Source organism: Bacillus methanolicus PB1, from assembly GCF_000262755.1.
GTDB lineage: Bacteria > Bacillota > Bacilli > Bacillales > Cytobacillaceae > Bacillus_Z > Bacillus_Z methanolicus.
Window position 1 is genome coordinate 340,711 of sequence record NZ_AFEU01000001.1, and the last position, 19,544, is coordinate 360,254.

At 38.3% G+C, this 19,544-nt stretch carries 19 protein-coding genes and 1 pseudogene; 3 read left to right on the forward strand and 17 right to left on the reverse strand.

Annotation, left to right across the window (positions count from 1 at the left end):
• Positions 1 to 91: 91 nt before the first annotated feature.
• The 4 genes from PB1_RS01515 to mraZ are packed head-to-tail and all read right to left on the reverse strand — an operon-like array spanning position 92 to position 4,111.
• Complete coding sequence (locus PB1_RS01515; protein ID WP_003350315.1) at positions 92 to 2,296, reverse strand: penicillin-binding protein; 2,205 nt, start codon at positions 2,294 to 2,296, stop codon at positions 92 to 94.
• On the reverse strand, positions 2,296 to 2,655 hold the full coding sequence (gene ftsL, locus PB1_RS01520) for a cell division protein FtsL (protein ID WP_003350316.1): 360 nt from the start codon (positions 2,653 to 2,655) through the stop codon (positions 2,296 to 2,298). Before ftsL ends, PB1_RS01515 begins: the two co-directional genes overlap by 1 nt.
• Positions 2,656 to 2,688: 33 nt before the next feature.
• Entirely contained in the window at positions 2,689 to 3,621 is a 933-nt protein-coding gene (gene rsmH / locus PB1_RS01525) for a 16S rRNA (cytosine(1402)-N(4))-methyltransferase RsmH (protein ID WP_003350317.1), read from the reverse strand.
• Positions 3,622 to 3,679: 58 nt separating this feature from the next.
• On the reverse strand, positions 3,680 to 4,111 hold the full coding sequence (gene mraZ, locus PB1_RS01530; protein ID WP_003350318.1) for a division/cell wall cluster transcriptional repressor MraZ: 432 nt from the start codon (positions 4,109 to 4,111) through the stop codon (positions 3,680 to 3,682).
• A 223-nt stretch (positions 4,112 to 4,334) separates the two neighbouring features.
• Between mraZ and adhP the strand changes: the two genes are divergently transcribed.
• Positions 4,335 to 5,348: an alcohol dehydrogenase AdhP gene (gene adhP / locus PB1_RS01535; protein WP_003350319.1), complete on the forward strand. Its 1,014-nt coding sequence runs from the start codon at positions 4,335 to 4,337 to the stop codon at positions 5,346 to 5,348.
• Positions 5,349 to 5,436: 88 nt separating this feature from the next.
• On the opposite strand, the gene bshC is transcribed toward adhP, so the two are convergent.
• The 10 genes and pseudogenes from bshC to PB1_RS01585 all read right to left on the reverse strand — a co-directional run bounded on the left by bshC (position 5,437) and on the right by PB1_RS01585 (position 14,373).
• Positions 5,437 to 7,071, reverse strand: a complete 1,635-nt coding sequence (gene bshC / locus PB1_RS01540; protein WP_003350321.1) for a bacillithiol biosynthesis cysteine-adding enzyme BshC — start codon at positions 7,069 to 7,071, stop codon at positions 5,437 to 5,439.
• A gap of 83 nt (positions 7,072 to 7,154) precedes the next feature.
• A complete protein-coding gene (locus PB1_RS01545; RefSeq protein WP_003350323.1) occupies positions 7,155 to 7,547 on the reverse strand; it encodes a DUF3397 domain-containing protein in 393 nt (130 codons plus the stop codon).
• A 1-nt stretch (position 7,548) separates the two neighbouring features.
• The gene (locus PB1_RS01550; RefSeq protein ID WP_003350324.1) at positions 7,549 to 8,451 is read right to left on the reverse strand and encodes a 2-dehydropantoate 2-reductase; all 903 of its coding nucleotides are present in this window, start codon (positions 8,449 to 8,451) and stop codon (positions 7,549 to 7,551) included.
• Between the two features lie 163 nt (positions 8,452 to 8,614).
• Entirely contained in the window at positions 8,615 to 10,156 is a 1,542-nt protein-coding gene (locus tag PB1_RS01555) for an acyl-CoA carboxylase subunit beta (RefSeq protein WP_003350325.1), read from the reverse strand.
• Positions 10,157 to 10,193: 37 nt separating this feature from the next.
• Positions 10,194 to 10,406 carry a biotin/lipoyl-containing protein gene (locus PB1_RS01560; RefSeq protein ID WP_003350326.1) on the reverse strand — a complete coding sequence of 71 codons (213 nt, stop codon included), beginning with the start codon at positions 10,404 to 10,406 and terminating at the stop codon, positions 10,194 to 10,196.
• A gap of 9 nt (positions 10,407 to 10,415) precedes the next feature.
• Positions 10,416 to 11,759 (reverse strand): annotated as a pseudogene (locus tag PB1_RS01565) (acetyl-CoA carboxylase biotin carboxylase subunit).
• 211 nt (positions 11,760 to 11,970) lie between these two features.
• Complete coding sequence (locus PB1_RS01570) at positions 11,971 to 12,603, reverse strand: RsfA family transcriptional regulator (protein ID WP_003350327.1); 633 nt, start codon at positions 12,601 to 12,603, stop codon at positions 11,971 to 11,973.
• An 87-nt stretch (positions 12,604 to 12,690) separates the two neighbouring features.
• Entirely contained in the window at positions 12,691 to 13,452 is a 762-nt protein-coding gene (locus PB1_RS01575) for an enoyl-CoA hydratase/isomerase family protein (RefSeq protein WP_003350328.1), read from the reverse strand.
• A 138-nt stretch (positions 13,453 to 13,590) separates the two neighbouring features.
• A complete protein-coding gene (rpmF, locus tag PB1_RS01580; protein WP_003350329.1) occupies positions 13,591 to 13,764 on the reverse strand; it encodes a 50S ribosomal protein L32 in 174 nt (57 codons plus the stop codon).
• 84 nt (positions 13,765 to 13,848) lie between these two features.
• On the reverse strand, positions 13,849 to 14,373 hold the full coding sequence (locus PB1_RS01585) for a YceD family protein (RefSeq protein ID WP_003350330.1): 525 nt from the start codon (positions 14,371 to 14,373) through the stop codon (positions 13,849 to 13,851).
• Positions 14,374 to 14,529: 156 nt separating this feature from the next.
• On the opposite strand from PB1_RS01585, the gene PB1_RS01590 reads away from it, so the two are divergent.
• Complete coding sequence (locus PB1_RS01590; RefSeq protein ID WP_003350331.1) at positions 14,530 to 15,747, forward strand: nucleotidyltransferase; 1,218 nt, start codon at positions 14,530 to 14,532, stop codon at positions 15,745 to 15,747.
• Between the two features lie 30 nt (positions 15,748 to 15,777).
• Here PB1_RS01590 and PB1_RS01595 read toward each other — a convergent pair whose 3' ends face one another.
• Together PB1_RS01595 and PB1_RS01600 are read right to left on the reverse strand one after the other, a co-directional pair.
• A complete protein-coding gene (locus PB1_RS01595) occupies positions 15,778 to 16,800 on the reverse strand; it encodes a SepM family pheromone-processing serine protease (RefSeq protein ID WP_003350332.1) in 1,023 nt (340 codons plus the stop codon).
• A complete protein-coding gene (locus tag PB1_RS01600; RefSeq protein WP_003350333.1) occupies positions 16,797 to 17,588 on the reverse strand; it encodes a patatin-like phospholipase family protein in 792 nt (263 codons plus the stop codon). Before PB1_RS01600 ends, PB1_RS01595 begins: the two co-directional genes overlap by 4 nt.
• 210 nt (positions 17,589 to 17,798) lie before the next feature.
• Here PB1_RS01600 and ylbJ point away from each other — a divergent pair, with 210 nt between their 5' ends.
• Positions 17,799 to 19,007 (forward strand): sporulation integral membrane protein YlbJ, encoded by a 1,209-nt coding sequence (gene ylbJ / locus PB1_RS01605; RefSeq protein ID WP_003350334.1) that lies wholly within the window; start codon positions 17,799 to 17,801, stop codon positions 19,005 to 19,007.
• A 43-nt stretch (positions 19,008 to 19,050) separates the two neighbouring features.
• Here the strand turns inward: ylbJ and coaD are convergent, their stop codons facing one another.
• Positions 19,051 to 19,533 carry a pantetheine-phosphate adenylyltransferase gene (gene coaD, locus PB1_RS01610; protein ID WP_003350335.1) on the reverse strand — a complete coding sequence of 161 codons (483 nt, stop codon included), beginning with the start codon at positions 19,531 to 19,533 and terminating at the stop codon, positions 19,051 to 19,053.
• Positions 19,534 to 19,544 lie beyond the last annotated feature (11 nt).

Genomic DNA, 19,544 nt, shown 5'->3' on the forward strand with positions numbered 1-19,544 from the left:
GAACCTCCTTTGTACCACTTAAACGGCTCGTTCATTTATATGCTTGTACATTTTAGATTAGAACAATCTGAAAACGCCGGATATTCATTCTTCAATCTCGCACTTCTTCAACACCGTGTTCATCATTATTTTGCTGTTGAATCATATTATTAAACTGCTTATCCGGGGTTTCTAAATTCGCAATTAAGTATTCTCCTTTTTTTAAAGAAACTCCAGGGTTCGGTTTCTGTTTAGTGACATAACCGCTGCCAGTCAGGTTCAACTGGAGTCCGCCTATTTTTGCAAATTTCATAACATCTCTTCTCGACCAGCCGGTCATATCCGGAACAGTTACATCTCCTTCTGTCTTAAGAATAATTTTTTCGCCTTCAAGCATCGTTGAGTTTTCCGACGGTAATTGCGCCTCTATCGTTTTTCCCTTCCCTGTTAAGACAATATCAAATCCTTTGTTTTGCAAGGTTTCCGTTGCTTTTTCTACAGATGCACCTGTTACATCAGGAACAGGGGTAGCAACTGCATTTTTTTGCTTCGCGGGCTTAATATTCAAATATTGCAAACTGCTTTTCATTACTGTGTTAAAAATTTTCGAAACAGGTTTCGCCCCGTCAAAATAGCTTTCGACTACCGGCTGCTGAACCGCTACATACATGATGAGTTCCGGATCATCCTTTGGCGCCATGCCCAAAAAGGAAAAAAGATAATCATTATTACCGTTCAAATAATTTCCGTTTGGTCCAGGTATATTGGCGGTTCCAGTTTTCCCGGCGACCTCATAGCCTTCAATGTTGTAGCGGTTATAGCCGGTACCTTTCGGTGAAGTGACGACCGTTCCAAGAATATCCCTTACTTTTTTCGCTGTCTCTTTTGAAATAGGGGTGCCGGTAATTTCCGGCTTTGTTTCACTTATTACTTCACCGGTTTGTGAATCGACGATTTTATCAATAACATGCGGTTTCAACATTTTTCCATCGTTGGCAACGGCAATGGCTGCCTGAATTAGCTGGATCGGAGTAACTGTCGTTCCTTGGCCATAGGCAGTCGTAATTTTTTCGATCGGCCACTCGTATTTAATTTTTCCGGTAACTTCATTTGGCAATTCAATTCCCGTCGGTTTTTCAAAGCCGAATTTGGTCAAGTATTCTCGAAATTTTTCAAAGCCTAGTTTTTCATTTACTATTTTAGCCACGGCAACATTCGAGGAACGCTGTATTCCTTCTAAATACGTAATAGGTCCCCATCCGCTTCCGTTATGGTCTCGAATGACAGGCGAATTTTTCGTTACTCGGTAACTTCCTGACTCGTACCATTCATTTGGACCAAATACATTTTCTTCGACCGCAGCGGCCAGTGTAAAAATCTTCATTGTCGAACCTGGTTCAAATGCATTTTCAATGACTTCATTGTACCAGCTTTTTTCAAGTCCCTCCCGCGTTTTCGGATGAAATGTCGGCCGTTGTCCCATCGCTAAAATTTCCCCTGTTTTTGGGTCAGCAACTACTGCAATAATTTTTGCCGGATTGTATTCTTTCTCAACTTTGTTCATGGCATCTTCGAGAAAAGTTTGGATCTTCTTATCAATTGTTAAATAGACGTTATCTCCGTTTACAGCAGGTATAATTTTTTCCTTCTCATCAGGAAGCAAATAACCCCAATAGTCGCTTTCAAATTGTACTGAGCCTGCTTTTCCTGTAAGCTCGGAATTCAATGTTTTTTCAATCCCTAACACCCCTGCCGATTTTGCATGGCCGTTCTTATCTTCTATTTTTTCTACAAAGCCGACAAGATGCGAAGCAAAGACGCCGTTCGGGTAAAAACGCTTCAGTTCCCTTCTGAATGTAATTCCCGGCAATTTTAATGCTTCAATTTTCTTTTTTGTTTGATGCGATAAATCACGGCCGGCTTTTCCGAATTCAACCTGGAATTTATCCTTTACAGTCAACCTTTCGTATATTTCGTCCTTGCTTAAATCAATATATTTTGCTAATTTCCGGGCTGTCATCTTTGGATTTGATACATAATGGGGCTTCATTGACTTATCAAGTATCGCTACAAGGGTATATGAAATCGTGTCCTCAGCCACGACTTCCCCCTTTCGGTCATAAATCGTTCCTCTCGTGGCATCGATCGTATTTTTTTTCATGTACTTCTGATGAGCCTTTGCCGCAAGATTCTGCCCAGCGACTTCGCCGGTGATTTGAATGGAAACAAACCTGATTAGCAAGACAAAAAAGAGCAGGCTGAATATTATAAATAATACCGCTGCTCCAAGATTCATATTGGGTTGTTTCTTTTCCATTAGTCTTGCACTACCTTAACATTATTTTCATTCAATTGTAAGCCGAGTTCCTTCGCCTTTTCCCAAATCCGCTCGTAAGTACTTAATTCGCTTACTTGCATCTCTAAGTCGCTGTTCAATTTCTTTTGTTCTTGAATATTTTTTTCGGCAATTTGTATGTCTTTATTTATTTCATATATAGCCGCTTGATTGGAAACGATTTGCACTGCTCCGAAACAGACGAATGCTGTAAAAACGGTTCCTAAAATAATCTCTCCGGGCGAAATCCGCGTTTTTTTCACTTTCACTTTCACTTTTTTAGGTGATTGGCTTTTGAGTTGCTGTTGTTCCAGCTGCAACTTTCTTGCTAAATTGCCCATTTTTTCTCCTCCTGTCTTTTCATTTATTTATTTTCATAATTTTTCCGCTACCCGTAATTTTGCCGATCTTGCCCTGCTGTTTTGCACTAATTCCCGTTCACTCGGCACAATTGGTTTGCGCGTAATTAGCTTCATTTTTGGTTTGAATTCTTCCGGAATCATCGGCAAACCCGGAGGTAAATTCGGGGCCTCACTTGCATTTTTAAATACCGTTTTACATATTCGGTCCTCAAGTGAATGGAATGTAATGACACAGATTCGGCCGCCCTTTTTTAAAAGGTTTATCGACTTTTGCAAAGATTTTTCGAAAACACCAAGTTCATCATTTACTGCTATTCGCACTGCCTGGAAAATTCTTTTAGCAGGATGACCGCCTTTTCTTCTGGCAGGAGCAGGTATGGCATCCTTGATTATGTCAACTAGTTCTCCAGTAGTTTTAATGGCCTTTTCGGCCCTTGCAATCTCTATTTTTCTTGCAATTTGCTTGGAAAACTTCTCTTCGCCGTATTGAAAGAAAATTCTTACTAAATCCTCGTAAGGCCAATGATTTATAATATCAAATGCAGAAAGATCCGCATCTTTATCCATCCGCATATCAAGCGGGGCATTATGATGGTAGCTAAATCCCCGTTCAGGGTTGTCCAATTGTGGCGAGGAAACACCGAGATCGTATAAAACACCATCGACTTTGTCGATGCCGAATTTGGACAATTCCGCTTCAATGTAAAGGAAATTGCTTTTAATAATCGTTATTTTCTCTCCATATGGAGCCAGTTTAACTTTTGCATGGGCTATAGCTGTTTCATCCTGGTCGAAAGCAAACAGCTTTCCTTTTCCGGTCAGCTGTTTCAAAATCAGCTCGCTGTGCCCGGCTCCTCCAAGAGTACAATCGACATATACTCCGTCCGGTTTTATCGCAAGCCCCCCAACAGCTTCCTCCAAGAGCACTGTTTTATGTTCAAACAAATTATTTCCACCTTTCCAATCGAACTTGCAGAAAATTATATTAATATAATATTACTTTTTATATATCGAATCCAATCATATTTTCTGCAATTTCAGCAAAAGATTCTTCCGAGTCATTAAAATATTCTTCCCATATTTGTTTGCTCCATATTTCGATTCGATTGGAAACTCCTAAGATAATACATTCTTTTTCTAATTTTGCGTATTGAATCAGCGGGGATGGAATATTGATCCTTCCTTGTTTATCAAGTTCACATTCAGTGGCGCCTGAAAAGAAAAATCGGGTAAATGCGCGGGCGTCTTTTTTGGTGAGCGGAAGCCCTTTTAATTTTTCTTCTATCAGCTTCCATTCAGATAAGGGGTAACCAAATAAACATTGGTCCAATCCGCGGGTTAAGATAAACATTTCTCCGAGATGTTCGCGGAATTTTGCCGGAACAATTAAACGTCCCTTATTATCGACGTTATGATGGTACTCGCCCATGAACATTCCCAATAACCCCACTTTCTATTTCAAATGTACCACATCCCCCCACTTTTCACCACCTATTTTTTAATTCTCCCCATACCCTTATATTTCCTGCTAAAAATGAAAAATTGACCATTTATTTGTCCAAAAAAATATTTGACAAATTTGTGAAAACGCTTTATTATGAGATTGCATTTTTTTGCATTACAACTAGAAACTACTCAGAACAAGGGGGAATACAGCAATGAAAGCAGCTGTAGTTAACACATTTAAGGAAAAGCTTGAAATTAAAGACGTTCCTAAACCAAAACCAGGCTTCGGGGAAGTGTTAGTTAAAATTGAAGCATGCGGTGTTTGCCATACGGATCTTCATGCCGTACATGGCGACTGGCCGGTAAAACCGAAGCTTCCTTTAATTCCGGGTCATGAAGGTGTTGGGATCGTCGAGGAAATTGGAGAAGGGGTTACTTCCGTTAAGATTGGTGATCGTGTAGGTATTCCTTGGTTATACTCTGCATGCGGAGAGTGTGAATATTGCCTGACTGGCAAGGAAACATTATGTCCGAATCAGCATAACGGCGGTTATTCTGTCGATGGAGGCTTCGCGGAATATTGTGTAGCACCTGCCAATTACGTCGCAAGAATTCCTGAAAATGTAGATCCTGTTGAAATCGCGCCAATTCTTTGTGCGGGAGTGACTACATATAAAGCATTGAAAGTATCTGAAGCAAAAGCCGGGGATTGGGTAGCGATTTATGGTATTGGCGGACTTGGCCATATTGCCCTTCAATATGCAAAAGCAATGGGCTTTAACGTAATTGCAGTCGATGTTCACGATGAAAAACTTGAACTTGCTAAGAGATTAGGTGCGGACTTAACTATTAATGGTATGAAAGCTAACCCGGTCGAAACAATTAAAAACGAGGTCGGAGGAGTACAAGCAGCAATTAGTGTTGCCGTTACACGCAAAGCTTTTGAACAAGCATATCATTCTGTCAAACGCGGCGGAACTCTTGTCGTTGTCGGCTTGCCAAATGAAGAACTTCCAATTCCAATTTTCGATACTGTCCTTAACGGGGTATCTGTAAAAGGTTCGATTGTCGGTACAAGAAAAGATATGCAAGAAGCGCTTGATTTTGCAGCTCGCGGAAAAGTTCGCGCCAATATTGAGACAGCACCGTTAAATAATATTAATGAAGTTTTTGAAAAAATGGAGAAGGGTCAAATTAATGGACGGATTGTTTTAACAATGCAATAAAAATCATTTTTATTAAATGAAAACCTTTACAAAATTAATGGGGAAAGCTTCCTATTTAAGCTTTCCCCATTTTGCAACTTGATATTCTTTAAATTTTTATAAGTTTATGTGTCCCGTCAAATTGATAAGGCAAGTTTAAAAGTTCATCCAATAAATGAAAACCGTATTGGTTTAAATAATATAAGATATTCCAAATCCTTTCTTGCGGAGCTCCATTTGGTTTTAGGGAAGTTTCAATCCTGTCAAACTTTCTTAATATTATTTCGTGTTTTAGCCTATCGGATTCTTCAATTTTTCTCTGCATAAAATCAATTTGTTTTAAAACTATGCTTCTGTTTTTATTTAATAACGGGATTAAACCTTTATTATGATATTTTATATGTTCTTCAATCAGTTCGTATCGATCAATTAGCTGCTTTTTTGTTTGCAAAAACAAAGTTTCAATCGTTTCATTTTTAATAGCGGCAAGGAATAATTCTTTTTGTCTTTGTACCCCCGTACTTAATGCCTCTTTAATATCTATTCCTAAATCATTTAGATCTGTTTCAATTGACCGCTCTAATAACGTAATGTTTAAACGCGGAACAATCGGCGGCATCTTTATTTCGAATCTTTCGAACACGGTTTTTAATTCAGCCCAATAGGCAATTTCACCTGGACCACCGATAAATGCAAGAGTTGGAAAAAGCCATTCTTGTGTCAACGGCCTTGTCACAACATTATTGCTCAAATTTTCCGGATTCGTTAAAGCGAAATGTATTAAATCTTCTTCAGAAAAAGAAACCGTGCCATTTTTCCCGAAAAACTTGCCTTCTTTACTGTCATATTCGAGCAAAATCCGTTCCTGCAAAGAAGGGTCGTAATAAAATAAATTTGCCGTTTGAGAAGTTAGTTCGATTACCGGCTTTAATCCTTGTTTCTTAATCTCGTCCTGCTGATTTAAAACAGATTGGGTAATATCAATGCACCCTTTTATTTGTCTAACAAAGATTTCCTTTTCCAAACTTCGAATTCTCCTGTCGCCGGAATCAACAAGCAATAAACCTGTTTCTTTAAAAAGAACCATAATCATATAAGCAAAGAAATCAACAAATGTCTTTGAATGTTTTAAAGATTGTTCCAGAAATTCAAGCAGTGAATTTGTATAATTTGTTTCACCAAATGTTTCAATGATGCTTTCAATCCATTTTAAACAAACCTCTTTATTAAGCGGAATATTGGATGCCATCTTTTTTTCGATAACCCTTTCGGGAAATGACCATTTTTCGATTTTTTTGTTCGATGATATGTAAACATGGTTTATTTCTAAAAAATCGTGATCTTCCCCCGCTATCCAAAACACCGGAACGACCGGAATGCCAAATTCCCGCTCTTTTTCCCGGGCTAAAACAACAATGGAAATGATTTTATAAATGGTATAAAGCGGCCCAGTTAAAATACCTGCTTGCTGTCCTCCTAACACCACGACACTATTTTCTTGCCTGAGCTTTTCTATAGAGCGCTTTACTGCATCGGACGAGGGATATTGCTCCATAAAGTTCTCGATATAATTCGCTAATTCCTCTCTCGGAAAATTTCTTATTTGAAGCTCTTCCAAGCGCTTGGTAAAGTCAGAAGGATCTTTATATTTATAATGAAAAAAATTATTCATATAAGATTCTTGATTTATGTAATCCGTTGCAAATCGATTGGCAGACGGAATTGTGAGATTCAAAATCTCCATGTAAAGTATACTTCCTTTCTCATAAACGATTTTCATTCAGTAAAGAGTATAGCATTGACGTGATTAAATAGAAAAAAATTTGCCTAAAGGAACACCGAATAGGCAACTCTTTGAATCAGGCCATAAAGAACAAGAACTATGTATGCAGAAAAAAACAATAAAAAATTAAACCTCCAAATTCCTTTGAATAATTGGAGAAAAATAATTTCCTCTTTCGTTTTCCAGTGAATAATAACAAATATAATCCCGGTCATTAAGATTGTTATAAAAATAATTCCTAAAAATGATTTCTCCCAAATCACAACTGTTATGTAATGTACCGAAACGATTAATAATAATGTACTTACATCTATTGCAAGATGCACAGACCGGCGATGGTTTCTTGTCAGCTGTTTGCTGATAATAAAGACAATTAAGTACCCAAGCAATGGAATTGTAACAATTGTGGCAATAACAGCAGAAAATACAGATGACATCCTAATTCCCCTCCTCCCTATACTCCTTTCCTTTTATGAGGGTGAAGTATTGATGTATTAATGGAGCATATATGTTTTTGTTTTTTGCTTCCTCAAGCAAATATCCTAAAATGGAATCGACTTCTGTTTTTCTATTTTTTTCAATATCTTTTAGCATAGAGGATCGATTTTTGGAAGTTTGTTGGCATACATTTATAACGTGCTGAAAGTAGGCTTGTTCATCTTCAAGATATAAAATCCTACTTATTTCTTTAAAAAGAGCGCAAAAAATTTCACGATAATAAGGATTGGTGAGCAACTCACCATTAGGCACACGAAGAATCGCCGTCAGAGGGTTAATTACAGCATTGACAACCAGTTTTTTTATCAACATCTCGTAACAATTTTTTTCCATCACAAATGGAAAGAAGCTTGATAACGGCTTTATAAAATCGTGTAAAAGAGAACGATTCTTTTCAATATAGACTGCAACTCTATTAACTCCTTCACCGGTATGGCAAACATGACGGTCACCCGCCCGGTAGGCGCCATTCTCCACTGATCCGATATAAATATTTTCTGCAGTGAGTTTATTAATGTGTTTTAGATGGCCCATTCCATTTTGCAAAAACAGAAATGACACCTTATTGTTCATTCTCTCATGAATTTGAGCGAGCACGTCTTCGAGATGATACTGCTTAACTGCTACAATCGTTAGATCCTCTTCGCCGTTCCAATTTAAAAAGCTTTCCGCTTTGATTTGCACAGTTTCTTGTTGTCTGTTTTTTTCAAACAATAAGCCTTTCGCTCCTATAATCTTTGCTTGCCGATCTGTTCGCGTGTAAATAGTCGTATCAAAACATTTGTTCAAGTAATAGGCAAAAAGCAATCCGATTGAACCGCCGCCAACAATCCCTATTTTCATTAAAACCCCTCAAATAAACATTATTTAGTCAATATTTTAACAGATTTGATAGTGAATAGTTACATTTCTCTCCAAAATAAAAACAAACCCTGGGCTAACTCAAAAGCAAAAGGGCAGACCCAGGATTTAATTTAAGAAAAACGGAAAATTATAATCAACATAATTAAACCGGATAGACAGGATGCTTTCGTGTGCTGAATACCATTTCCTTTGTCTCATAATAGGAAAATCTTTGGATAAGGACTTCCCTTAATTCATCAGGGGAAACAATTTCATCAACGATCAGCTCTGATGCTAATTTATAAATATCAATATGTTCTTTATACTCCTTCTGTTTCTCCTGAATGAAAGCTATTCGTTCCTTAGGATCTTCAATTGCATTTATTTTGTTTGAATAAACTGCATTAACAGCAGCTTCAGGACCCATTACAGCAATTTGCGCCGTCGGGAGGGCGATGCAGCAATCCGGTTCAAATGCGGGTCCTGCCATTGCGTAAAGGCCTGCACCGTACGCCTTCCTGACAATCACAGAAATTTTCGGAACGGTTGCAGAGCTCATCGCTGCAATAAATTTTGCACCGTGGCGAATAATCCCGGCACGTTCTACTTTTGTTCCGATCATGAAACCTGGCACATCAGCCAAAAACAACAGTGGAATATGGAAAGCGTCGCACAGTTGAATAAATTTGGCTCCCTTATCAGCTGAATCAACAAACAAGACCCCGCCTTTTACTTTTGGCTGATTGGCAATAATTCCAACAACTCGCCCGTTTATTCTTGCAAGTCCGGTAATTAATTCCGGCGCAAACAGCTTCTTGATTTCAAAAAAACTGCCCTCATCAATTAAGGAAACAATACATTCATACATATCAAACGGCGCATTTTGATTTTGAGGTATAATCTCTTCCAAAGCACGCCCTTCTTTTGGCTGAATTCCTTCAATCAGCCGTGGTTTTTCTTTGAAGCTCGCAGGAAAATAAGTTAAATATTTTTTTGCTGACTCTATAGCTTCTTCTTCTGAATAAACAAGCATGTCTCCGCACCCGCTTACCGTACAATGCATACGTGCACCGCCCATTTCCTCAAGTGAAACCTTTTCGCCGATCACTTTTTCGGCCATGCGCGGAGAACCTAAATACATGGATGCATTTTGATCAACCATTATCACAATATCACAAAACGCAGGAATGTAAGCACCGCCTGCAGCTGATGGACCGAACAAAAGGCAGATTTGAGGCACCATGCCGGAAAGCTTCACTTGATTATAAAAGATTCTTCCTGCACCGCGACGGTCCGGGAACATCTCAAGCTGGTCTGTTATTCTTGCTCCTGCCGAGTCTACTAAATATAAAATTGGTACTTTTAACTTTTCGGCAGTCTCCTGGATCCGAATAATTTTTTCAACCGTTCTTGCTCCCCATGAACCGGCTTTTACAGTTGAATCATTTGCCATTACACAAACAGTCTGCCCGTTGATTTTGCCTATTCCGGTTACAACGCCGTCTGCAGGCAAATCCCCGGCTGTAAAGTTGGCGAATTTTCCATCTTCCTCATATTTTCCATCATCAAATAATAGCTTGAGACGATCACGAACAAATAATTTATTTTGTTCTCTTAATTTTTCATGATACTTTGGATGGCCGCCGGATTCAATCGCTCTTTTCTTCTCTTTTAATGCTTCAGAGATCGTTTTTGCAGTTGCCATTGTATTCCACCTCTACTAGCCTTACTCTCTTGACTCTTTACTCTAAGACGATTAATAAATCTCCCTCATTCACGAAATCTCCGATATTTACTTTTATTCCGCTCACTTTTCCAATTAATTGGCTTTCCACCGGGATTTCCATTTTCATTGATTCGAGGATAATGACTTCTTGCCCCATGGAAACGTCTTGCCCAACATTTACGAGAATATTTAATACCGTACCGGCCATCGTCGAAGTGATTTCTTTCATCGTGCCCACCTACTTTATTGCAAATTTCTTTTCCGTTAAAAATTTAGTTGTATACATTCCATTTTTAAAATCATTGTCATCTATAATATTCATAAAGAGCGGAATGTTTGTTTTAATTCCTTCTATTTCTATGTTTTGAAAAAATTCTTTCGCCATTTTTAGGACATCTTCTCTTGTATTCGAATAAAAAATACATTTTGCTATTAACGGATCATAAAAAGGTGTTACAGTTGACCCTACTATATAACCGTTGTCAACCCGAACTCCCTCTAACTCTTTCCATTTAAAATACGTAATTTTGCCCGGAGAAGGCAAAAACGTATTTGGATCCTAAGCGTATAAGCGGAATTGTATCGCATGGCCGCTTCGGTTTATTTCATCTTGCATAAGAGGGAGCTTTTCTCCTCTTGCCACCAGAATTTGCCACTCAACAAGGTCCAGTCCCGTAATCTTTTCAGTAATAGAATGCTCAACTTGCAAACGGGTGTTCATTTCAAGGAAATAGAAATTTTCTTCCTCATCAACAATAAACTCAATTGTTCCGGCATTTACGTAGTGAACGGCTGCAGCGGCTTTCAAAGCAGTAGCATACAATTGTTTTCTTGTATATTCTGACAAAAAAGGCGAAGGTGTTTCTTCAATGACTTTTTGGTTCCTCCTTTGAATAGAACAATCTCTTTCAAATAAATGAATGATATTCCCATGAACATCGCCAAATATTTGCACTTCGATATGCCGGGCATTTTGAATGTATTTTTCGATAAACATTTCCTCTGAGCCAAAATATGCTTTCGCCCGTGCTTTCGTTGACTCAAAAGACTTAGCGAGCGCCTGCTCATTTTCACAATAGACCATACCGATTCCGCCACCGCCGCCGCTAGCCTTTAACATAACCGGGTAGCCGATTGATTTGGCAAAATCACGAGCCTCCTTTAGCGTTGTTAATCCTTCGCTGCTCCCCGGTAAAACAGGTACCCCTGCATTTTTCATCGTATTACGTGCGATGATTTTATCACCCATTTGTTTAATCGTTTCCGGAGATGGACCAATGAACGTAAGACCTGCTTCCCGCACAATGCGGGCGAAATCAGCATTCTCAGATAAAAAACCATAACCCGGATGAATACCGTCCGCTTTTTCTGATTTCGCAATTTCTAGAATGAGTTCGCTATTAAGATACGATTTATGAACAGGCGGCTCTCCAAGACGGAACGCATATCTTGCCTCTTTTACAAACGGCAAATCTTTGTCGGCGTCCGAATAAACAGCAATTGTATCAATTCCAAGTTCATGGCAAGTTCTGATTACTCTTGAAGCAATTTCTCCCCTGTTTGCAATGACAATTTTTTGCACAATCGCACCCCCTATCTGTGCCAAATTAACTGCTAATATTATTTATTTATGCAAATATTCAAAAAATTACTTTCAAAAAAATGAAATTGCTCTCTAGATTTGGTCTAGTTTAAATTTTAATGATATTTTATGTCCAATATTAGTGATGCAATAACAATAAGGGACTGACCCCTTAAGACCGGAACTTATTTCCTTTCAGGTCAGCCCCTTTTTATTTATCAATTCTTTCTAAGTTCCCATTCTTATCCATTTGAAACTTTACTTTTTGCTGATGGTCTTCTTCCTGCAAAACAACCATTTTTCTAGCCCGCTCCATAATTTCAATTAAGGCGCGGTAATCTTCTTTAACCGCATTTAGCTCTTTCGCCAATTTTTCATTTTCTGCAGCCAAATAAAACATTTTTTTCTCCATTTCTTTAATTTTATCAGCATATTTCGCGATATTTTCTTCTTCGCCGGTGTATTTACCGGCTTTTTCATATAGATCTTTTAAATAGTTAATGACAGTCTCAAACGAAAGATCTTCTTTTTGCACAGAAGTCTTAAAAGCAGCAGAGTTTACTTCTTTTTTTTCAACACTCTTATCATTTTTCACTACTAAATTTGAAGCATTATTCTTCTGTTCCCTTCGCTGTTTTTTTGCAAGCTCTATTCCTGATTTATATTGTTTTCTTACTATCGAGTTCCAGCGAAATCCGCATGCTGCTGCCGTTCTTGACAGCCGCTTGCCCACTTCCTCAAAAGCCTGTAATTGGGTCCCTCCGTCTCGAATATGGCGCAATACTACCTCTGCAAGCAATAAATCTTCATCTTGTGTCCAGGCATCCTGTCGGGTTGCTGACATCAGAATATCCCCCCTAGCGTTTTTATTAATACATATGCAGCTACTAGAAAAGATAGACTGATAACATACTTCGATAAAATGCAAAAATTAAGATTTACGTTCTAAGAATTTTGCAACAAGCTCATGGTGTACATCTTTCTCCCACAAAGCGGCACAGTTTCGAACTTCTTCCTCCATTCTTTTTTGAAGACCGGATACTGTCCACTTTCTTATTAGCATTTTTTTGTAGGCTGACAAAACATCCGTTTCAAGAGAAAGAATTTTTCTTAAGAAAGAATCGCAAACTTCTTCACGATCGCCGTCATAAATGTGATCGATAAAACCAAAGTCAGCCAATTCCTCAACTTGAAAAAGCCGCGATTCCATCAGCATTTTCAACGCATTTCCTGCCAAAAGCTTTTCAAAAAGAATGGTTCCGCCTCCCCATCCTGTTGAAATTGCTAGACTCCCTTGAATAAACCCTGCTTTTTGCCCTTTTTTTGCCACCCGAAAATCACATGCAGCAGCTATTTCACAGCCACCTCCCACTGCCGTTCCATTCATAAGAGCAATTGTTGGTTTTGGAAGGGTTAAAAGTCTGTATAAAATATTTGACATTTTTGAGAGCATGCCATAAGCTTCCTCTTCTGTTTTCAGTTGATGAAATACAGAAAGATCGCCGCCCGAGCAAAATGCTGCTTCACCAGCGCCGGTAATAACGAGAGTTTTCACTCCCGGTTTTTTCGCTAAATTGATCGCTTCACTAAGTCCGTCCATTACATCAAAATTTACGGCATTTCTCTTTTCAGGTCTATTAATGGTAAATAATAAGCATCCTTGTTCCCGCTCTTCCAATAAAAAAGATTTCATATTTGCCCTCCATTAAATAAATATTCCCTTTTATTTTAGGAATTTTCATTGTATTCTTTCAAGTTTTATTGTAATTCCTTTATAAAATGACAAAAGCACAAGGAACTTCACTCCTTGTGCTTTTTATCAATATGGGAATTAATTGTTGACAACTCTATTTCCTTTGTATGTTCCGCATGCTTTACATACGCGGTGAGCAAGTTTCATTTCACCGCAGTTTGGGCATTCTACCATACCTGGAACTTGTAATTTAAAATGAGTCCGGCGCTTTCTTTTCGCAGTTTTTGAAGTTCTTCTAAAAGGTACAGCCACTCTTCCCACCTCCTTAAAGAGAATAAAGAAAGTTATGAAGGCCAGATTACAAGCTGGTTCTTCACGTTGCATAGTTCTTTTCGGTTATGAATCCGAAGAATCATTCTGTTCAAGCAGTTTTGCAAGTCCGGCCAGGCGAGGATCAATTTTTTCTTTCCTATCTTCCTCGCGGATCACTTCCCAATCTTTACCTGATTGTGGTGCGCCGTCTTCGCTGCTATCTTCACAGAATACTTGCATCGGTACTTCAAGTAAAAGGATTTCACGTATGATCGGCATAAGATCAATAACGTCACCTTTTACTCGATGTACTTCCACATCCGATTCATAAAAATCTGAATCGTTAATCAGAAATGTCTCTGTTGTTTCAACATCAATTGGATAATTCACGTCTACTAATGTACGAGAACAAGGAAGCACAAGAGAACCTTTCATTTTCAAGTAAAACGTCACTCTAGTTGTGCCAATTTCTGCCCGTCCGGTTATATGCATCGGAGAAACACTTCGAATCGAAGTATCAATATCTTTGATTTCATCCACCTTAACCGTTTCATCAACAAAAAATTCCTTGTTTCGATATTTTTGCAACTGACTTATCGTCCATTTCAAATTGAATCACCCCAAGGCAACAAAGGTAATTATAGCTTTCATATAATTATTTGTCAATATTTTTTCTTTACACTATACTGTAGTCAATAACTCATTAATTTAAACTAATTTTTTGCTTATTCTATTCAAATACCAATTTTATAGGGAGTAAAAAAAATGAATGCAGTCGGTGTTATTGTTGAATACAATCCTTTTCATAACGGACATGCCTATCATGTCAAAAAAACACGGGAAGAAACTGGTGCAGATATCGTGATCGCTGTCATGAGCGGAAACTTTTTGCAGCGAGGAGAACCAGCCCTCTTGTCTAAATGGGACCGTGCTGAAATGGCTTTAAAAGGGGGTGCCGATATCGTTTTTGAACTTCCATACCAGTTTGCCGTGCAAAAAGCGGAAACATTTGCAAAAGGAGCGGTAGAAATTCTCTATAAAGCCGGATGCAACAGCATTTGTTTTGGCAGTGAATCAGGAAGTATAGCTGATTTTCAGGCGACATTAAGATATATGAAAAAACATAACCACCTCTTTCAGCAGCAAATAAAGCATCATATCGAAAAAGGGGTCAGTTATCCAAAAGCGATGTCCCTCGCCTTTCAAGATTTGCCTGCTGATGAGGAAATCGTTGATTTATCGAAACCAAACAATATTCTAGGGTTTCAGTACTTGAAAGCAATTGACAACCAAGGTTTTAATATGCAAGCCTATACAATTAAACGAAAAAATGCGGATTATCATGATGAGCATTTTTCATCTCAAACGATCGCAAGTGCAACAAGTATCCGAAAGGCATTATTTTCTGAAAAAAATAAAATGGCGCAAATTAAACAATATGTTCCGGAGCATACGTTTCACCTTCTTAACCAATATATAAAAAAATTTGGGAAGCTTCACAGCTGGGAGAATTATTGGCCTTATCTCCGCTATAAACTTCTGCAAACGAACCAAGAAGAGTTGAAGGCTGTTTATGAAGTGGAAGAAGGTCTTGAAAATAGATTGATTTCCTTTGCTCTTCATGCAGATAGCTTTAAGGACTTCATGGAAAAGATAAAAACTAAACGGTATACGTGGACAAGACTGCAAAGAACATGCGTCCATATTCTAACAAATGCAAAGAAATATGAAATGAATCAATCAAAAGTTAGTTATCTGCGGCTATTAGGAATGACCGAAAAAGGAAGAGATTATTTGAACAAATTTAAACATCAATCAGATATCCCGATAGTTTCAAAATTGTCTTCCTTTTATAATAACCAAATTGAACTGGATATACGCAGTTCAAGAGTTTATGCCCTTGGAGCCGGTCTCAAATTTCAAACAAAGCTGTTGCAGGCTGAATTCAATCACCCGCCAATTTATCTGTCTCAAAATAAATAGACAGCTTTCCCAAAAAGGGAAATCACTGTCTTATTTTTTTTCTTTTAAATTTTCCAAATAGAAAACCGCATCATCAAACGTGTCGACAGGAACGATTTTCATATCAGTTCCAATATCTGTTGCAGTCTTGACCGCTATTTCATAATTTGATCCATGTGCGCCTTTTTCATTTGGGGCTAGAAATATATCAGCACCTGCTTTATCCGCAGCTACAATTTTCTGCTCAATTCCTCCAATTCTTCCAACTGTTCCGTCTGGCGAAATAGTCCCCGTACCGGCAATATCAAACCCTTGAGTCAAATCATCTTCCGTTAATTGATTATAGATTTCTAAAGCAAACATCAGTCCGGCAGAAGGACCGCCGATTTCATCAGTATTGACTTTGACATCTGGTTCAACAATGATTTCCTTATCATCCTCAAGAACAATGCCGATCCCTAATTGATCACGATTATCGGGAAAAGGCATGACCTGAAGCATGGTGCGATTGGCTTTGCCGTTACGTACATAAGAGATTTGAATCATGTCACCTTTCTTCTTTTTGCTGACATACTGTTTAAATTCATCAGAAGACTTGAACATAACGTCATTTATTTTAAAAATCCTGTCTCCCGGCTTCAATTTTCCCTCAGCAGGCATATCGGGAAGGACACTCATTACATAGACGCCTTTATATCGGTATTCAACCGGAATCCCGGCTTTTTTATAAGCAACTTCAATCGCCGATAATTTGGATGTATCCATTGCTCTTAACTGGCGAAGCGCGTATTCTTCATCAGTTTCATGCTCATATTTAATCATCTCAGCAGGAAAGATTTCCTGATACTTGCTTAGTTTCGCGAGAATATAAGAGTAAATATTAGCTCGTCCCATTCTTACCGTTGTTAACATTAAGCTTCCTTCTTCATCGTAGCCGCCATCAACTTCAATGATCGGTTCCAATTCTTTTGCCATGCCGGGCTTTGACACATAGTAAGGCAAATAATAAAAAGAGCTGGCTAAAAGGATGATTGCAGCAATAAGGAAGTTGCGTATATAAATTTTTCTGCTCATTCTATAGGAGGCTCCTTCCACCGTTCAATAATACTTTTAATTTTGCCGATTTGTTTTCGCGCTTCTTCTTCCCCGATTGAAATGATTTCATCAATATTGGTAAAGGAGCGCGAACTATATTTTTCAACCCGAGGCCGAATCATTACGTCCGAAGCGATTTCGCGGCTTAACACTAATTCATTTTGCATAATATCAACACTTTGCATAATAACATCAAAAATCGAAGAAATTTCGGTATTTGTTTTAACACGTGAAACATCGACAGCTATTATCAAATCCGCTCCCATTTCCTTCACAACCGACACAGGAATTCTGTCAACAACTCCGCCATCAACGAGCAATCTTCCGTTCAGTTTTTCCGGAACAAAAATTCCCGGTATGGATATGCTGGCGCGTACTGCATCTGCGATCGGACCTTGACGAAAAACAACTTTTTCTCCTGTCATTAAATCGGTTGCCACTACCCCGACAGGGATTTCAAGCTGTTCAATATTTTTGCCATGGGTAAATATGCGAATCAATTCCTTTACCTTTTTTCCTGATATAAATCCCATTTTCGGCACGGTAAAATCTAAATAATATTTTCTTTTGAATGCCCCGGCTAATTTATATAATCGCTCAATATCAAGACCTGAAGCATATAAACATCCAACCATAGCCCCCATGCTGCTGCCGGCAAGAAAATCAATCGGAATCCCTTCTGCTTTTAACACTTTGATAACACCTAGATGGGCAAATCCTCGCGCTCCACCCGAACCAAGTGCCAATCCTATTTTCGGACGACGCAAAGAGATTTCCTCCTTTTTTAGGCCATTTCATTTATTCATGTTTTAAACATATGGTCTATTTTAAAGTTCTATGAGTATATTGAGGTATATGGGGACAAGTATCGAAAAGGGCAAGTGCTCTTCGTAATTGCTGTAATTTTTCTAATACATATTTTAACATTGTTTGAACAAGTTGCACAGTATGGCAGCTTTGGAGGGGGGGCTCCTTAATTGTTTCGTTCAAAATTGAAATCGATTTTCTTGGCGGTTTCGGTTTCATTTATGGCGGTATCTCTAATATCTTTCCCTCAGGAATCAGTGGATGCATCTATCAGAGGATTAAATATGTGGTGGGAAATTGTTTTCCCCTCCCTTTTGCCATTTTTTATTGTTTCAGAATTGCTGATTGGCTTTGGGGTTGTAAAATTTATCGGGGTACTGCTGGAACCACTGATGAGGCCGCTGTTTAAAGTCCCGGGAGCAGGAGGATTTGTTTGGGCTATGGGTATGGCATCAGGCTATCCTGCCGGGGCCAAGCTTGCAGCAAGACTGAGACAAGAGGGGCAGCTGACCAAAATTGAAGCAGAGAGGCTTGTATCTTTTACAAACTCATCAAACCCTTTGTTTATTTTTGGTGCTGTTTCAGTCGGTTTTTTTTATAATGCTCAATTAGGCGTTATTTTAGCATTATCACATTATTTGGGGAACATCACTGTTGGCTTGCTCATGAGGTTCTACGGAAATGAGGATGCCGCCGATAAAGAGATAAAAAAGAGAAAGTTTTCAATCCGAAACGCATTGTCAACTTTGCACCGAACAAGAATTAAAGATAATCGTCCGATTGGCAAGCTGCTGGGAGACGCAGTTATGTCTTCTATACAAACATTATTGATGATCGGCGGTTTTATCATATTATTTTCCGTCATTAATAAGCTGTTATTTCATTTACACATTACATCGTTTCTCGCAAATATCATTGAATTTATATTAAGATTCCTGCAATTCCCTGAGACGCTAAGCATTCCGTTAATTTCAGGCCTTTTCGAAATTACTCTTGGGAGTCAAATGACAAGCCAGGTTCAAGAAGCAACTGTCCTTCAAAAAGTTATGATCACGAGCTTTATCCTTGCGTTTAGCGGTTTTAGCGTTCAAGCCCAAGTAGCAAGCATTTTAGCACAAACGGATATTGAGTTTAAGCCGTTTTTCTTTTCAAGAATTCTTCATGGCATCTTATCCAGTCTTTATTCATTCCTTCTTTGGGATCCTATTTATGAAAAATTTTACGATAAAGAGCAGCCTTCAAACGCCATCCCGGTTTTATTATTTAAAGAAGTGTCAGTCTTTAGCGAACTTTATTATGGAATAGTGGAAACTGGTCCTATCATTACGATTATTGCCCTTCTTATTTATATAATGATCTATACAAAAAGAAAATTTTAGCAAACTTTTCAAACGAAAAGGGGCTTGGTCAGGCCCCTCTTTATCAGGAAGTAAACTTTTCTTTCAAAGCATTTTCTACAATCGGCGGAACGAGTTCAGAAATATTTCCGCCGTATTTTGCAACTTCTTTTACAATGCTTGAACTTAAAAAAGAATATTGATTTTTCGTCATCATAAAAATTGTTTCTATATTTTCATTTAAAATCCTGTTCATAGAAGTAATCTGCATTTCATATTCAAAATCGGACACTGCCCGGAGCCCTCTTATGATAGCGTTTGCATTTACACTCTTTGCATAGTCAACGAGCAATCCCTGATAGAAATCTACTTTCACATTAGCGATGTCTTTTGTTACTTCTTTTATTAAATGAATTCTTTCCTCTATTGTAAACAAGGGAGTTTTCGATGCATTATTCAACACGACGACATATAATTCATCAAATACTTTTGCACCTCTTGTAATAATGTCCATGTGTCCGTATGTAATCGGATCAAAACTCCCTGGACAAACCGCTATGCTCGCCAAATAAATACCTC

What these genes read in the sequence shown, in the direction of transcription:
- PB1_RS01515 (WP_003350315.1), bottom strand. Translation starts at nt 2,296, where the DNA reads ATGGAAAAGAAACAACCCAATATGAATCTTGGAGCAGCGGTATTATTT.
- ftsL (WP_003350316.1), bottom strand. Translation starts at nt 2,655, where the DNA reads ATGGGCAATTTAGCAAGAAAGTTGCAGCTGGAACAACAGCAACTCAAA.
- mraZ (WP_003350318.1), bottom strand. Translation starts at nt 4,111, where the DNA reads ATGTTCATGGGCGAGTACCATCATAACGTCGATAATAAGGGACGTTTA.
- adhP (WP_003350319.1), top strand. Translation starts at nt 4,335, where the DNA reads ATGAAAGCAGCTGTAGTTAACACATTTAAGGAAAAGCTTGAAATTAAA.
- bshC (WP_003350321.1), bottom strand. Translation starts at nt 7,071, where the DNA reads ATGGAGATTTTGAATCTCACAATTCCGTCTGCCAATCGATTTGCAACG.
- PB1_RS01545 (WP_003350323.1), bottom strand. Translation starts at nt 7,547, where the DNA reads ATGTCATCTGTATTTTCTGCTGTTATTGCCACAATTGTTACAATTCCA.
- PB1_RS01550 (WP_003350324.1), bottom strand. Translation starts at nt 8,451, where the DNA reads ATGAAAATAGGGATTGTTGGCGGCGGTTCAATCGGATTGCTTTTTGCC.
- PB1_RS01555 (WP_003350325.1), bottom strand. Translation starts at nt 10,156, where the DNA reads ATGGCAACTGCAAAAACGATCTCTGAAGCATTAAAAGAGAAGAAAAGA.
- PB1_RS01560 (WP_003350326.1), bottom strand. Translation starts at nt 10,406, where the DNA reads ATGAAAGAAATCACTTCGACGATGGCCGGTACGGTATTAAATATTCTC.
- PB1_RS01570 (WP_003350327.1), bottom strand. Translation starts at nt 12,603, where the DNA reads ATGTCAGCAACCCGACAGGATGCCTGGACACAAGATGAAGATTTATTG.
- PB1_RS01575 (WP_003350328.1), bottom strand. Translation starts at nt 13,452, where the DNA reads ATGAAATCTTTTTTATTGGAAGAGCGGGAACAAGGATGCTTATTATTT.
- PB1_RS01590 (WP_003350331.1), top strand. Translation starts at nt 14,530, where the DNA reads ATGAATGCAGTCGGTGTTATTGTTGAATACAATCCTTTTCATAACGGA.
- PB1_RS01595 (WP_003350332.1), bottom strand. Translation starts at nt 16,800, where the DNA reads ATGAGCAGAAAAATTTATATACGCAACTTCCTTATTGCTGCAATCATC.